Source organism: Pseudomonas thivervalensis (assembly GCF_001269655.1).
Taxonomy (GTDB): domain Bacteria; phylum Pseudomonadota; class Gammaproteobacteria; order Pseudomonadales; family Pseudomonadaceae; genus Aquipseudomonas; species Aquipseudomonas thivervalensis.
Genome location: NZ_LHVE01000020.1, coordinates 629,642 through 645,003 on the forward strand (window position 1 = coordinate 629,642; position 15,362 = coordinate 645,003).

The 15,362-nt window shown below is 61.0% G+C and carries 13 protein-coding genes; 7 read left to right on the forward strand and 6 right to left on the reverse strand.

Features of this window, described 5'->3' with window-relative positions; translation table 11 throughout:
• The first annotated feature begins 1 nt into the window (after window position 1).
• Genes AD659_RS27760 through AD659_RS27785 form a run of 6 tightly spaced genes read left to right on the forward strand, consistent with a single transcriptional unit; the run spans window position 2 to window position 7,122 of the window.
• The gene (locus AD659_RS27760; RefSeq protein ID WP_053126771.1) at window positions 2–1,453 is read left to right on the forward strand and encodes a mannose-1-phosphate guanylyltransferase/mannose-6-phosphate isomerase; all 1,452 of its coding nucleotides are present in this window, start codon (window positions 2–4) and stop codon (window positions 1,451–1,453) included.
• Window positions 1,444–2,241 (forward strand): ABC transporter permease, encoded by a 798-nt coding sequence (locus tag AD659_RS27765; protein ID WP_053126773.1) that lies wholly within the window; start codon window positions 1,444–1,446, stop codon window positions 2,239–2,241. Before AD659_RS27760 ends, AD659_RS27765 begins: the two co-directional genes overlap by 10 nt.
• Window positions 2,241–3,506, forward strand: a complete 1,266-nt coding sequence (locus AD659_RS27770; protein ID WP_053126776.1) for an ABC transporter ATP-binding protein — start codon at window positions 2,241–2,243, stop codon at window positions 3,504–3,506. Before AD659_RS27765 ends, AD659_RS27770 begins: the two co-directional genes overlap by 1 nt.
• On the forward strand, window positions 3,503–4,870 hold the full coding sequence (locus tag AD659_RS27775; RefSeq protein ID WP_053126778.1) for a glycosyltransferase family 4 protein: 1,368 nt from the start codon (window positions 3,503–3,505) through the stop codon (window positions 4,868–4,870). Before AD659_RS27770 ends, AD659_RS27775 begins: the two co-directional genes overlap by 4 nt.
• A complete protein-coding gene (locus AD659_RS27780) occupies window positions 4,861–5,991 on the forward strand; it encodes a glycosyltransferase family 4 protein (RefSeq protein WP_053126780.1) in 1,131 nt (376 codons plus the stop codon). Before AD659_RS27775 ends, AD659_RS27780 begins: the two co-directional genes overlap by 10 nt.
• Window positions 5,992–7,122, forward strand: coding sequence for a glycosyltransferase family 4 protein (locus AD659_RS27785; protein WP_053126782.1), 1,131 nt, complete (start codon window positions 5,992–5,994; stop codon window positions 7,120–7,122). It begins immediately after the preceding gene.
• A 222-nt stretch (window positions 7,123–7,344) separates the two neighbouring features.
• On the opposite strand, the gene AD659_RS27790 is transcribed toward AD659_RS27785, so the two are convergent.
• Both AD659_RS27790 and AD659_RS27795 read right to left on the reverse strand, forming a co-directional pair.
• Window positions 7,345–7,971: a glutathione S-transferase family protein gene (locus tag AD659_RS27790; RefSeq protein ID WP_053126784.1), complete on the reverse strand. Its 627-nt coding sequence runs from the start codon at window positions 7,969–7,971 to the stop codon at window positions 7,345–7,347.
• A gap of 125 nt (window positions 7,972–8,096) precedes the next feature.
• Entirely contained in the window at window positions 8,097–8,999 is a 903-nt protein-coding gene (locus AD659_RS27795) for a LysR family transcriptional regulator (RefSeq protein ID WP_053126786.1), read from the reverse strand.
• Between the two features lie 330 nt (window positions 9,000–9,329).
• On the opposite strand from AD659_RS27795, the gene AD659_RS27800 reads away from it, so the two are divergent.
• Complete coding sequence (locus AD659_RS27800) at window positions 9,330–11,552, forward strand: LTA synthase family protein (RefSeq protein ID WP_173667202.1); 2,223 nt, start codon at window positions 9,330–9,332, stop codon at window positions 11,550–11,552.
• A gap of 123 nt (window positions 11,553–11,675) precedes the next feature.
• On the opposite strand, the gene nudK is transcribed toward AD659_RS27800, so the two are convergent.
• The 4 genes from nudK to AD659_RS27820 all read right to left on the reverse strand — a co-directional run bounded on the left by nudK (window position 11,676) and on the right by AD659_RS27820 (window position 15,244).
• On the reverse strand, window positions 11,676–12,272 hold the full coding sequence (gene nudK, locus AD659_RS27805) for a GDP-mannose pyrophosphatase NudK (RefSeq protein ID WP_053126790.1): 597 nt from the start codon (window positions 12,270–12,272) through the stop codon (window positions 11,676–11,678).
• Between the two features lie 250 nt (window positions 12,273–12,522).
• A complete protein-coding gene (gene nadE / locus AD659_RS27810; RefSeq protein ID WP_053126791.1) occupies window positions 12,523–13,356 on the reverse strand; it encodes an NAD(+) synthase in 834 nt (277 codons plus the stop codon).
• Window position 13,357: 1 nt separating this feature from the next.
• Window positions 13,358–14,587, reverse strand: coding sequence for a nicotinate phosphoribosyltransferase (gene pncB, locus AD659_RS27815; RefSeq protein ID WP_053126793.1), 1,230 nt, complete (start codon window positions 14,585–14,587; stop codon window positions 13,358–13,360).
• 9 nt (window positions 14,588–14,596) lie between these two features.
• Window positions 14,597–15,244 (reverse strand): nicotinamidase, encoded by a 648-nt coding sequence (locus tag AD659_RS27820; RefSeq protein ID WP_053126795.1) that lies wholly within the window; start codon window positions 15,242–15,244, stop codon window positions 14,597–14,599.
• Window positions 15,245–15,362: the final 118 nt, after the last annotated feature.

Sequence of the window (15,362 nt, forward strand, 5' to 3'; positions counted from 1 at the left end):
CATGCTCATTCCCGTGATTCTTTCCGGCGGTGCCGGGACGAGGTTGTGGCCGGTGTCCCGCGAAGGCCATCCCAAGCCTTTCATGCTTCTGCCCGACGGCCAATCATTGCTGGGCAAGACCTACCGACGGGCCGCGGGGTTATTCGATGGCCGGGGCGATATCGTCACGGTCACCAATCGCGAGTACTACTTCCAGAGCCGCGACCACTATCAAAGCGCCCACCTGGAGCGTCATCGCGGCCACTTCGTTCTGGAACCGACTGGCCGCAACACAGCGCCGGCCATTGCCACGGCCACCCTCGCGGTGCAGGCCCAACACGGTGACGATGCGATCCTGGTGGTCATGCCGGCCGATCACCTGATTCGGGATGAGGCCGCCTTCCAGGCATCCGTGGCGCACGCCGTGGAACTGGCCAAAAACGGCCATCTGGTGACCTTCGGCGTGCTGCCTTCGGCACCGGAAACCGGCTTCGGCTATATCGAACGGGGCCAACCCCTGGACACCAAAGGCGCGGCCAAGGTCCTGCGCTTCGTCGAAAAACCCGATTTGCCGACCGCCACGCAGTATCTGGAAAGCGGCCGTTTTCTGTGGAACTCGGGCATGTTCTGCTTCTCGGTCAAGACGTTGCTGGCAGAGCTGCAGACCCACGCCCCCGAACTGCTGGAACAAGCGCGCGCCTGTGTCGCCGCCAGCACGGCGGTGGAAACCTCGGGGTGTGTGCAGCAGGAATTGTCCGCGACGCATTTCGCCGAGATGCCGGACATCTCCATCGACTATGCCCTGATGGAACGCTCCGCCAATGTCGTGGTGATTCCGGCGACATTCGATTGGAGCGATATCGGTTCCTGGAGCGCCGTCGCCGACCTGGTGCCCGCCGATGCGCAGAACAACCGCGCCACCGGCGAAGCCCTGTTCATCGACAGCCAGCACAACTTCGTCCAGAGCGAAGGCCGCCTGGTGGCGGCCCTGGGCGTGGAAAACCTGATCATCATCGACACCGCCGATGCCGTGCTGGTGGCCCATGCCGACCGCGCCCAGGATGTTCGCCGCGTCGCCCGGCAACTCAAGGACAAGGAGCACGAAGCCTACCGCTTGCACCGCACGGTCAGCCGCCCCTGGGGCAGTTATACCGTGCTCGAAGAAGGGCCACGCTTCAAGATCAAGCGCATCGTGGTCAAGCCTGGCGCTTCGCTGTCGCTGCAGATGCACCACCATCGCAACGAACATTGGGTGGTCGTCGAGGGCATGGCCAAGGTCACCAACAACGGCTCGGGCTCGCACCTGGTCGCCAAGAACGAATCGACCTTCATCCCGGCCGGGCACAAGCATCGCCTGGAAAATCCCGGCGTGATCGATCTGGTGATCATCGAAGTGCAAAGTGGCGAATATCTGGGGGAAGACGACATCGTTCGCTTCGAAGACCACTACGGCAGGGTCGACGCATGTTGCTGAGCTTGCCCTACGCCCTGTGGAATTACCGCGGCTTCGTCCTGGGCAGCGTCAAGCGTGAGTTCCAGGCGCGGTATCGCAACTCGTTGTTCGGCGCGTTGTGGACGGTGCTCAATCCGTTGTCGATGATCCTCGTCTACACGGTGATTTTTTCCCACATCATGCGCGCCCGCCTGCCCGGGGTGGAAGACGGTATGGCCTACAGCGTCTATCTCTGCGCCGGGCTGCTGACCTGGGGGTTGTTCGCGGAAATCACCACCCGCAGCCAGGGCATGTTCCTGGAAAATGCCAATCTGCTGAAAAAGATCAGCTTCCCGCGGATCTGCCTGCCGGTGATCGTGCTGTTCAACGCCGGGATCAACTTCGCGATCATCCTCGGGTTGTTTCTCGGTTTCCTGCTGATCACCGGGCGCTGGCCAGGCATGACCTTGCTGGCCCTGGTGCCGCTGCTGGCCCTGCAAATCATGTTCGCCGCCGGGCTGGGCATGCTGCTGGGGATTCTCAACGTGTTTTTCCGCGACGTCGGCCAGCTGTTCGGCATTTGCCTGCAATTCTGGTTCTGGCTCACGCCGATCGTCTACCCGATGACCATCCTGCCGCTGTCGATCCAGCAACTGCTGGCCTTCAATCCCATGACCGCCCTGATGCAGAGCTACCAGAACCTGTTTCTCTACAACCAATGGCCGGTCTGGGGTTCGCTGCTGCCGTTGCTGGTGTTCGCCCTGCTGCTGTGCGCCTTGGGCTTGCGCATGTTTCGCCGGCGCGGCGGTGAAATGGTGGATGAACTCTGATGGGACATTTGCGCGTCACCGGCCTGGGCAAGGCCTACAAGCAGTATCCGAACCGCTGGAGCCGGCTGCTCGAGTGGTTGATCCCCTTTTCCCGCCAGCGCCATCAATTGCACTGGATCCTGCAGGGGGTGGGTTTCGAGATCCAGCCTGGGGAAGCCGTCGGCATCGTCGGGGTCAACGGTGCCGGTAAAAGTACGTTGCTCAAGATGATCACCGGCACTACCCAACCGACCTGCGGCCACATCCAGCTGCAAGGCCGCGTCGCCGCGTTGCTGGAACTGGGCATGGGCTTTCATCCGGACTTCACCGGTCGCCAGAACGCGTTCATGGCCGGCCAGTTGCTGGGCATGCAGGTGGAGGAAATCGAAGCCCTGATGCCCGAGATCGAGGGGTTCGCCGAAATCGGCGAAGCCATCGACCAGCCGGTACGCACCTATTCCAGCGGCATGCAGATGCGCCTGGCCTTCAGCGTCGCCACCGCCCGGCGCCCGGATATCCTGATCGTCGACGAAGCGTTGTCGGTGGGCGATGCCTACTTCCAGCACAAGAGCTTCGAGCGCATCCGCAGCTTCCGCAAGGCCGGCACCACGCTGCTGATCGTGTCCCACGATCGCTCGGCGATCCAGTCGATCTGCGACACCGCGATCCTGCTCGAACACGGGCGCATGGCGATGCGCGGCAAGCCGGAAGAGGTGATGGATTACTACAACGCAATGCTGGCCCAGCGCGAAGGCCAAGTGGTTCGCCAGGAAATGCTCGCCAACGGCCAGGTACGTACCATTTCCGGCACCGGCGAGGCCGGCATCGTCGATGTGCAGTTGCTCGACAGCCAGGGGCAGTCGGTGGAGGTGGCCGAGATCGGCCAGCCGATGGTGCTGCAAGTGCGGGTCGAGATCCGCCAGGACATCGAACGGCTGGTGCTGGGTTTTCTGATCAAGGACCGCCTTGGCCAGCCCATGTACGGCATCAACACCCATCGCCAGGACAAAGCCGTGACCGACCTCAAGGCCGGCGAACAGATCACCTTCCGCTTCAGTTTCGACATGCGCCTGGGCAAGGGCAATTACTCCGTCGCGCTCAGCCTGTCACGGCTGGACTCGCACCTGGACCGTAATTTCGAATGGCGCGACTACGGGCTGGTGTTTCACGTCATCAATAATCGCCAGGAGGATTTCGTCGGCTGTTCCTGGCTCCAGGCCCGGACCAGCATCCAGCGTTCGAGCCTGCCTGCCGTCGAGGCGTTGCCGCAAAAGGAGTTGCCATGAGCCGTCTTCTGGTGGATTGCACCTACGTATACGACCACCCGCATGACAACTCCGGCATTCAGCGAGTGGTGCGCAACGTCATTCGCGAATTGCCGGCCAAGGACCGGGAACGCGAATGCATTCCCGTGGTGATGCTACAGGGCAAGCTGTATGAGGTGATAAGCCTGGCTCCCCTGCCCTCGAACGGGCTGGATCTGGCTGACCTGCGGGCACGGTTGGTACAGTTCGCCAACCTGTTCTGGCTCCGGCAGCGAACCCTCGAACGGTGGCGCCCCTTCAACCAATCGATCTGGGCTCGCCGCTGCTTGTACATTGCCTGCCGATTGTTCGCTCTGGCATGCCTGAACCTCCCCATTCGCATCCTTGATCGCCTCCTAAGACGCGAGCCTGTCCCGGCACGCAGCGTACCGCTGAAGCATCGGGCCGGCGATCAATTGGTATTGCTGGACTCTTCCTGGCACTCAGGTTTCTTTCCCCTGGCCGAACAGCTCAAGCGTGATGGCGTCGGGATCATCTCGGTGATCTATGACCTGATCCCCCTGACCCATCCGCAATTCTGCGACGCCGGACTGGTCAAGGTGTTCAACCATTGGTTCGACTGGATTGCCCGCACCGCCGACGGCTACATCGCCATCTCCACCACGATCCGCGATCAGGTTCGCCAGGAAATAGTCCGGCGCATTGGCGAGCAAGCCTTGGGCGAGCGCTGGTTCGACTATTTCCATCTGGGCAGCGAACTGGACCTGATTGACGCCGCTCACCCCGTAGACCCGAACTTGCTGCGACTGTTCGAGCAACCCAAGCCGGTATTCCTGATGGTCAGCACCATCGAGCCGCGCAAAAACCACACCTATCTGCTCGATGCGTTCGAACAGGCTTGGGCTGCCGGCTCACAGGCACGACTATGCATCGTCGGCAAGATCGGCTGGAAATGCGAAGCCCTGATCGAACGTATTCAACGTCATCCGCAACTCGACAGCCGCCTGTTCATGTTCAACAACCTGGCGGACCAAAGCCTGGAATACGCTTACCAACACTCCACCGCACTGGTGTTCCCGTCCTATGTGGAAGGCTTCGGTCTGCCCCTGGTGGAAGCCATGCAGCGCGGCTTGCCGGCAATGGGTAGCGACATCCCGGTATTTCGTGAAATCGGCGGTGAGTTCATGGTCTATTTCGATCTCGACGATCCCCAAAGCCTGGCGAACCTGGTCATCGACATGGAACACACCGGGGTATTCCCGGCCCAGCGCAACCTCGATCAATGGCAATGGCTGAGTTGGCGTCAGGCCAGTGCGCAATTGGTGGAGCGGATCGAGGGCCACGTCGGCGAAGTCATCGTCGACAGGGAAACCGTATGCGAATAGCCCTCAACGCGCGAATTCTCCAGGCGCCACGCACCGGCATCGGCCATTACGTAGCGGAACTGGCGACTGCCTTGGCCCGGGAGCCGGACGTACAGTTGTCGCTGTTCCACGGCTGGGGCTGGAGCCCGCAATTGCCACCATCAGCCAAGCCTGGTTATTCGAGGTTAAGCCCCTTGCTGCGACGGGTACCGGGCGCGTATCAGGCGCGGCGCTGGCTGGAACAGAAACGCTTCGATCAAGGCCGCTCAAAGGCCATCGATCTGTATCACGAACCCAGCCTGTGGCCGCTGGCCTTCGAAGGGCCAACGGTAATAACCCTCCATGACCTCACGCACCTGCGTTACCCCGAGACGCAACCACCGGCACGCCTGAAGGAAATAGAACGACGACTTAGCCGTGCGGTGGAACAGGCGCAGCTGATTCTGACCGACTCGCAGTTCATCGCCGATGAAGCCCAGCAATATTTCGGCCTTCCCGCCGAGCGCCTGAGGGTCGCGCCGCTAGGGGTGGCGGCGCGTTTTCATCCGCGCGAACCCGCAGTCATCGACGCGGTGCTCAAGGCCCATGGCCTGGAGGCGGGTCGTTACTTCCTCTGCGTCGGCACCCTGGAACCGCGCAAGAACTTGTCCCTGGCCCTGCGCGCCCATGCCGGGCTTCCTGAATCCATACGTCAGGCCTTTCCGTTGTTCATTGTAGGAATGAGCGGATGGCAACAGGCGCAGCTCAATGATGAGTTGAAACGCGCCCTGGCTGATGGTCATGTTTGTCTGGCGGGTTACCTGCCTGACGAACAGGTCGCCCAGCTATTGGCAGGGGCACGGGCACTGATTTTCCCTTCATTCTACGAAGGCTTTGGCCTGCCCGTGCTCGAAGCCATGGCCAGCGGCACGCCAGTGATTACCACCCGCTGCTCGGCGATGCCAGAAGTGGCCGGGCCGGCTGGTATCTATTGCGAACCTGACGATCCGCAAGGCATGCGCGACGCCATGGAGCGGTTGATTGAAGACCGCCTGCACTGGCAGGCGCGTCGGGAAGCGGGATTACAACAGGCTGCGCTGTTTTCCTGGGAGCGTTGTGCAAAGGTCACTGCTCACGCGTATCGCCAGGTCTTGGGAGGTTGAATGCGAGTCCTGCACTTTTACAAAACCTACTTGCCTGACTCCATGGGCGGCATCGAACAGGTCATTTTCCAACTGTGCGACAGCACTGACCGGTTGAGCATCGAGAACACCGTGTTGGCCCTGAGCGGGCAACCGGCCCTCGAGCCGATCAAGATCCGCCAGCATGTCGTGCACCAAGCCCGATTGGACTTTCAACTGGCGTCGACCGGCTTCTCCTACAGCGTTTTCAAGAAATTCCGTGAGCTGGCCGCCGAAGCGGACGTGATCAACTACCACTTCCCCTGGCCGTTCATGGACCTGGTGCACTTTTGCAGTGCGGTGAAAAAACCCTACGTCGTGACCTACCATTCGGACATCATTCGCCAGCGGCACCTGCTCAAGCTTTATCAACCACTGATGCGGCGCTTTCTGAGCGGCGCCGATCGCATCGTCGCGGCCTCGCCGAACTATGTGCATACCAGCGATGTGCTCAAGGAATACAGGGCCAAGACCCGAATCATCACCTACGGCCTGAACAAGAGCAGTTATCCACAGCCTGATGCTGAGCGCATGGGGCAGTGGAAGGCAAAACTGGGCGACCGGTTCTTTTTGTTCGTAGGGGTGATGCGTTATTACAAGGGCCTGCACATTCTGCTCGACGCCCTTAAAGGCGTGGATTACCCGGTGGTCATCATGGGCGCCGGCCCACTGGAAAAACAACTGCATGCCCAAGCCGCAGCACTGGGCTTGCGCAACCTGCATTTCCTCGGCCGCCTCGGGGACGAAGACAAGGTCGCGCTGCTGGAACTGAGTTATGCCATCGTGTTCCCTTCGCACCTGCGCTCCGAAGCCTTTGGCATCTCCCTGCTCGAAGGCGCGATGTTCGGCAAGCCGATGATCTCCAGCGAAATCGGCACTGGCACCAGCTACATCAACATCCACGAAGAAACCGGCCTGGTGGTGCCACCGAGCAACGCCGAGGCCTTCCGCGAGGCGATGCGCACCCTGTGGGAAAACCCGGCGCAGGCCCAGGTAATGGGTGCCAGGGCCGAAGCCCGTTACCGGCAGCTATTCACGTCCGAAGAGATGGGCCGCAAGTGGGTGCGGTTGTATGAGGAACTGCTGGAGGAAAAGGCGCTTTCCTACGCCTGACCTCTCAACTGGATCCGTGTTGGTAGGACATGACTCACCCTGTGGCGAGGGAGCTTGCTCCCGCTGGGCCTGTAGGAGCTGTCGAGTGCAACGAGGCTGCGATCTTTTCCCAGACACTTGAATCTCAAGCGAAAGATCAGAATCAAAAGATCGCAGCCTTCGGCAGCTCCTACAACCCAGCGGGAGCAAGCTCCCTCGCCACAGGGTTACTCACCTGCCGCTTCAGGCGTGCTTTTGCAACCCAGCCACCGTCCGCGGCATACCCACGAACCCGGGCAAGGCTTCGATCCGCGCCAGCCAGGCCCGCACATGGGCATAGTCCTCCAACGACACATTGCCTTCCGGTGCGTGGGCGATGTAGCTGTAGCCGGCGATGTCCGCGACGGTCGCCGTGTCACCCGCCAGAAAATCACGGTTGCTCAGTTCTTGATCGATGACTTTCAACACAGCGTGGGAACGGGCAATCACATCCTCGGCGTTGTAGGCCGCACCAAACACCGTGATCAGTCGCGCCGTGGCCGGCCCCGCATGGATCGGCCCGGCCGCCGCCGACAACCAGCGCTGCACCCGGGCGGCGCCGACTGGATCGGCGGGCAGCCAGCGGCCCTGGCCATATTTGTGCGCCAGGTACACCAGGATCGCATTGGAGTCCGCCAACACCACGCCGTCATCGTCAATGACCGGTACCTGGCCAAACGCATTGAGCGCGAGGAAATCCGCTTGTTTGTGCGCACCCTTGGCCAAGTCGACGAAGACTTCCTCGACCGGTAGCCCGAGCAACGAAAGCATCAGTTGAACGCGATGGGAATGGCCGGAAAGCGGGAAGTGATAGTGCTTGATAGGGTTCATGGTCGACTCCGCTGGAAGTGACGCCATCAGCACAACGGCGTCGATGGGGTCATCTTCCGCTCCAGGCAAAAACAAGAGAATCACCCAGAAATGCAATCCATTGTTTCATCCATAGAAACAATGCTTCAGCCGCTCAAGGCCGGATGTTCGCGCAATGCACTGACGACAAAATCGACAAAACTGCGGACCCGCGCCGGCGCGTTGCGCCCACCCTGATACACCACATGGATCGGCAGCGGCGGTAATTCAAAGTCGGCGAGGACGATTTCCAGTTCGCCGGCAGCGACGTTGCCCGCCACCTGGTAAGACAGGACCCGCGTCATCCCCAGCCCTTGGCAGGCGGCGGTGATCGCCGCCTGGTTGGCCGTCACCACCAGCCGCAGCACGGGCCGGACGGCCAACGGTTGGCCTGAATCGATGAAGGTCCAGCTTTTGACCTGGCCAATGGCCGACGACGCCACCACAGGCATTCGCTCCAGATCATCCGGATGTCGGGGCCGCCCGTGGCGCGCGAAAAAATCCGGGGAGCCGCACACCACTCGCCGCACTTCACCGACCCGCACGGCGTGCAGGTTGCTGTCCGGCAGCTCGCCAATGCGCAGGGCAACGTCGATGCCCTCCTCCACCAGGCTCACCGTACGATCCAACAACAAGGCGTTGATGCAGACCTCGGGGAATCGGTGCAGGTAATCCACCAGCAGCGGCGTGACGAACGACTGGCCGAACAATACCGGAGCGGTAATCGTCAACTGCCCGCGAGGCTGGACGTGACTGCCGGCGGCCGAATCCTCGGCTTCCTGCAAATCACTCAGGATCCGCCGACAGTCTTCGAGAAAGCGCTGGCCTGCTTCGCTCAGGTACACATTGCGAGTGGTGCGCACCAGCAATGGCGTACCAATGCGTTGTTCCAACCCCGCCACCGCACGCGTGACACTGGCCGCCGACAGGCCCAGGCGCCGCGCAGCCGCTGAAAAACCCGACGCCTGGGCGACGGCGAGAAACACCTGCATTTCCTGGAACCTGTCCATCCATCCCCCGATGAGAAATCCTGATACAAGTTTTCTACACGCCGCAAAGCAGCACCGCGCGGCCATTGTAGAGGCCTGGGCCAGTGAACCACAGCGTAGCGCAGCCGGACACCGGGACATTGGCCCGACCAGCGGCAACGGGCCTTGCTACCATCTCCCCTCATGACAGTTTCATGACCGACGGAAGAACCCTGTGGGAGCGAGCCTGCTCGCGATGGCGGTGTGTCAGTCACTATGAACTCAGCTGATCCGGCGCTATCGCGAGCAGGCTCGCTCCCACAGTGGCAGTGTCCGTTTAGTAGAATGATTTCAACCGAAAGGCCTGCTTTTGTGAACGTTCTTTATCGCGCTTCAACCCACCCTCGCGCCGCCCTCATTGCTCTGATTGGCTGCGTATTACTCGTCCCCATGGGCCTGCGCCTCGCCTTGGGCTGGTCCGACCCGCTGGGCTATCTCTCGGACCTGGGTGTTGGCGGGTTGCTGATCGTGCTGCTCCATCGCCGTCCCGGTTGGCTGGCGTTCCCGGCATTGCTGGCCTGGAGCGCGTTGACCCTGGCCAGCATCGAGCTGGTCAGCGCGGTCGGGCGGATGCCCAATCCGTCGGACATTCATTACCTGACCGACCCGCAATTCGTTGAAAATTCCACCAGCGGCGGCTTCGCCCATCCGTGGCTGGCAACGATCCAGTTGGCGGCGCTGGCGATCTGGCTGATGACCCAATGGACCCGCCGCCCACACCAGGCGCCACGCTTGCCTCGCCACGCCTGGGCGTTGCCCGTGTTGCTCCTGCTGAGCCACGGCGCGCTGCAAGCCTGGCGCCCCAGTGAGGCGGACCAATGGAATGTGTTCAACCTGCCCCACCAACTCGTCACAGCGGGCATCGCCGCCGGGCAGGACCAAGCCCGGCAATGGCTCGACGGCGATGCCGTGGACCCAACCCCGCCGATGGAAGGGCTGACCCGCCTGGACCTCGATGGCAACAAATTGCTGGCCGAACCAGGGCGAGCACGCAACGTTCTGGTCATCGCCCTGGAGGGCATTCCCGGCGCCTACGTGAGTGCCAACCGCCAGGCCTTGAAAAGCAGTTACCAAGAAAACTTGATGCCGCACCTCAGCGCCTGGGCCGAGCGTGGCATGAACACCCCCGATTACGTCCTGCACAGCCACCAGACCATTCGTGGCTTGTACGCGATGCTGTGTGGCGACTACGACAAGCTCGACGACGGCACGCCCAAAGGCGTCGAAATGCTCAACCAGACCCAGCGCAACCAGGCCTGTCTGCCGGCCCAGTTGCGCCAGAACGGTTTTTCCACCCACTTCCTGCAAGGCGCGGGCCTGCGGTTCATGGCCAAGGACCGGATCATGCCGCACATCGGCTTCGACACGACCCTGGGCATGGAGTGGTTCACGCGCCCCGCCTACCTGGAATTTCCTTGGGGCAAGGACGACAAGACCTTCTTCGAGGGCGCCCTGGACTACGTCGGGCAACTGCGACAGGCCGACAAGCCCTGGATGCTGACCCTGCTGACCGTGGGCACGCACCAACCTTACTCGGCGCCGGATGACTACCTGCAACGTTACGACACCGCCAAGCAGGCGGCGGTGGGTTACTTGGACGACGCGCTGCAGAACTTCCTGGCGGGCCTGGAACACCAGGGCATCCTGGAGAATACCCTGGTGGTCATCACCTCGGACGAATCCCATGGCATCGACGATGTCCGGCTGGCCTCGTCCTGGGGGTTCAACCTGACGCTGGCGCCGGAACCGTTGCCCCGGATCAAGTCAGGCACCTACGGGCATGTGGACCTGACCGCCTCGATTCTCGATTACTTCGGCTTTACGGTGCCCACATCGTTGTCCGGTCGCTCGATGTTCAGGGACTACCCGACGGGCCGGGAAATCATGTCGTTCACCAACGGCAAGCTGCGCTACCACGACGGCAAGGGCACGTTTACCGAGTGCGATTTTCTCCAGCATTGCCGTTATTACAGCAGCGAAGGCTTCATCGCCGACCACGCCACCTACGGCGGGCAGTACAGCGGCCAGCGCGCCCGATTGATCAGCGCCCGGGCCACCGCCCTGGACCAGACCCTGTTGCGCACGCCCCTGAACCAGCAATATCAGTTCGGCGGCACGGATAAAATCCCGCTGCCGGCCCAGGTCACCAACGACTGGACCGACAACCTGATCGGCGCCCAATACCTGGAAATGCCCAAGGGCTCACAGACCCGCGTCAGCCTGACCATCCGCACCGTGGAGGCTGACCATGCCGCCTACATTTCCCTCAAGGCCAAGGAGTTCGAGCAGGATGTGCCGATGGACCTGCCGACCGAAGTGGCGGTGACACCCGAGCAGCCGCTGGTGATGAACATCAGTTTCGACAACCCGCAGCAGCGCAAGGCGTTTTCCTTCCATTTGCTCGGGCATGGGGTCGGCGCCATCGAGATCAGCGACTTCAGCGTCGTGACCGAACTGCCGGACCAGACAGGCCAGGCAGACCAGCCGCAATACCTGGACGATATGCAGGAAGACAGCGAGGCTCAATCCAGCTGAACAAAAACGCGCAGCCCTTGAACACGGCTGCGCATTTATTGTCCGGGGCCGATCAATGTTTGATCGATTGCATGACTTCGGGAGGATTCGGCAGCATCGAGTCCCGCGCACAGGCGGCCAGGATTAATCCAGCAACCGATGCAGCTTGGCGTACTGCAACAGCATGATGGTCTTGCCGTCGCAAATCTCCCCGGTCTCGATCATGCCCAACGCCTGGTCGAGGGACATCTCCAACACTTCGATCTCTTCGCCCTCGGCTTCAAGGCCACCACCTTCGTGCTGCTTGTCTTCGTCGAAATATTCGCCGACGAAAAAATGCACCCGCTCAGTCACCGAGCCCGGGCTCATGAAGGCTTCGAACACCTTGCGCACGTCCTGGATGATATAGCCGGTTTCCTCCTGGGTTTCCTTGCGGATACAGGTGTGCGGGTCGTCGTTGTCCAACAGGCCGGCGCAGGTTTCTATCAACAAGTCATCGTGCCCGTTGACGAAGGCCGGGAAGCGGAATTGCCGGGTCAACACCACGGTCTGCTTGGCCTTGCTGTAGAGCAGGATGGTGGCGCCGTTGCCCCGGTCATAGGTTTCGCGCGTCAGCTCGCGCCATTGGCCATTGCGGCCGAGGTAGTCATAGGTGGTCTTGCGCAGCACGTACCAATTGTCCGAGAGGACTTCGACGTGCTTGATGCGTACGCGATCCTTGATGCCGATTGCCTGTGTCATTTGCCACTCCGTTCGAGGCCAAAAATCCCCTTTAGAACCCAATGCTGTTCACTTAAGAAAAATGCTCGACCTGTGGCGAGGGAGCTTGCTCCCGCTGGGCCGCGAAGTGGCCCCAACACCTGCCAAATGCGGAGCATCAGACACACCGCACCCGCCGGTTTACGACTGCTTCGCAGCCGAGCGGGAGCAAGCTCCCTCGCCACAGGTTTATCGATTGCCTTAAGTGAACAGCATTGCATTTAGAACCCTACTACAACGATATAGGGGCGCGGGGCAATGCTCGTTTGTGCGCTGTCTTGAGGTAGGCGCGTTCGATGATCTGTCGTGCCTGGGGCGAGACCTCTTCGCCCATCAGGTACGCATCGATTTCCTCGTAGCTGCAGCCATACGCCACTTCATCCAACTTACCGGGGGCCAGGTCCTCCAAATCCGCGGTCGGCGCCTTGCGCACCAGACGCGCGGGGGCGCCCATCGCGTCGGCCAACAATCTCACCTGGGTCTTTGTCAGCCCGGACAACGGTGCCAGGTCGCACGCACCGTCGCCAAACTTGGTGAAAAAGCCCATCACCGCCTCCGCCCCATGATCGGTGCCAACCACCAATCCGTTGCTCAGGTTGGCAATGGCGTATTGCGCCAGCATCCGTGCCCGGGCCTTGGCGTTGCCTTTGGCAAAATCGGTGAGTTCGGCCGAAGGCTGCAAGCCGTCGATGGCGATACTGCCCATCAGCCCATCAACACACGCGGCGATGTTACTGCTGATGATCGAGTCAGGTCGGATGAAGTCCAGGGACGCCTGGGCGTCTTGCTCATCGGCCTGGACCTTGTACGGCAGCCGGACGGCGATAAACCGCGCCGCGTAGTCTTCATCCCGCAGTTGCTCAACCGCCAACTGGCACAGGCGGCCGGCGGTGAGCGAGTCGACGCCGCCACTGATCCCCAGGACCAGGGACTGGCAGCCCGACTCGCGCAAGGTCTGCTTGATGAATTCGACGCGGCGGGCAATCTCGGTGGCTTCGCCACCCTGGGTGAGTTGGCGGTCGATGCCCAGTTCCCGGGCAATGCGCTCTTGCTGAAACGAAGTCATATCAGGCTCCCAACTGTGGATTGATCAGGGCGACGTTGAACACTTGAGCGGCGTAGCGCAGGAACGAGGCGTCCTCGCAGACGTTCTTGATCGGATCGTCGGAGAACTTCACCACCGGCTCGCCGTGGACTCGCACCAGTTTCATGACGATGCTCAGTGGTTCGACACCGTCGACATCGCAGGCCAGGCTGGTGCCCATGCCAAAACCGAATCTGGCCTTGCCGCGAACATGACGCAAAATCGGCAGGCACTTCTCGAAATTGAGGCCATCGGAGAACATCAGGTCCTTGGTCCGCGGGTCGATGCCCAGCTCCTGGTAACGCCCCAGCACCTTGTCGGCCCAGACGATCGGGTCACCGGAATCCTGGCGCAGGCCGTCATAGAGCTTGGCAAAGTACAGGTCGAAATCCTTGAGGAAAAAGTCGGTGCTGATGCAGTCCGTCAAGGCGATACCGAGGCGACCGCGATACTCGCGCACCCAGTTTTCCAACGCCGCGTTCTGGCTCTCGCGCAAGCGCCCGAGCTGCTGGTGCACCATCAGCCATTGGTGGGCCATGGTGCCGATCAGCGGGAGATCGAATTCATAAGCCAAGTGCGCATTACTGGTGCCGACAAAGACCCCAGGAAAATCGCTGCGCATGACATTCACCACTTCACGCTGGGCCCTGAACGACAACCGCCGGCGGGTGGAGAAGTCTGAAACGCGAAACTCGGCGAGTTCTTCACGACTGGCATTCTTCTCCAGCCATTCGAACTTCTGGTACAGCTTGCGGGTGACGTCGGCCAACTCGACTTCGGGGTATTTCTCCCGGTTGCGCAGTTCGCTGACCATCGCCAATACCGGCTGCTCGAACATGATGCAGTGCAGCATCGGCCCACGGACGCGGATGTGCAGCTGGCCGTCGACTTCCGAAACGTGGATGTAGCGCAAATTGAAGCGAAACAGGCCGAGAAACTGTTCGAAGTCCGGTGTCAGGTACTCACGGAAACGCTTGTTGAACAAAAACCGCTGCTCCCCCTCACGCAGCTGCAACCCGGCGAGTTTCTCCAGCTCGACACGAATGTCCGGGATCAGGTGACCGAGCCGCTCCTTGGAACGCACGATGAACTGGTATTCCACCTCGACATTCGGGTGCTGGTGCAAGACCGCCTGCATCATGGTGAAGGTGTAGTAGTCGGTATCCAGAAGGCTCTGGATGGTGCCGCTGTTTGAATCGAATGCGCTGTCCATGTCTGTTCCTTATGCGTTTGCCAGGCAGATGGTTTCTTCGCGCGTCGCGGCAACCGAGACGCCTGCTTGCTGCATGTCCTGAATGGCTTGAACGGCCCCCTCCTCACTGATGGCCCGGCAGGCCGGAAGGTGAATGATCACCTTGAAGCCGGCGGCGACCAGTTGCAGCGCGGTGGTCTTGACGCAGAAATCCAGCGCCAGCCCGCCAACAATGACTTGCTCTACATCCAGGCCTTTCAGGTATTCGATCACCCCCGTGGATAGCTTGCCGTGCAGGTCGTGGTAGCAGGCGCCGTACGGGTGCAGATCCGGCTCGACACCCTTCCAGACGAAATAGTCGTAGTCGTAGGGGGTTGGCAGCTGATCCAGCAAGGCGAAACCCTCGGTGCCGGGAACGCAGTGACTGACCCAGGTGATGTCGGCGTGCTCAAGCCCGGTCGGCACGAACATCTGTGCGTGATCGGCGACTACCCAAGGGGCCAGGGGCGAGTGGGCATCCTTGCTGCCGATGCGGAGGCTGGCCAGGGACGCGATGAAATTCAGCTCACTGGCAATCTGGTCACCGCCCGGCACTGGAAGCTCATCGGGGCACAGTGGCGTGAAACTCTTTTGCGCATCGACATCGAAGGAAGCGGTTTTCCGGGTCAGGCTGTTCATGCTGGGTTTCTCCTCTTCATGGCGACGAGAGTACATAAGGTGTACTTTCATAACAAGCCACTTTGAGAAAATATTTTTGGATGATTCCCTCTTAATCAATGCGTCTATTAGACAAGAA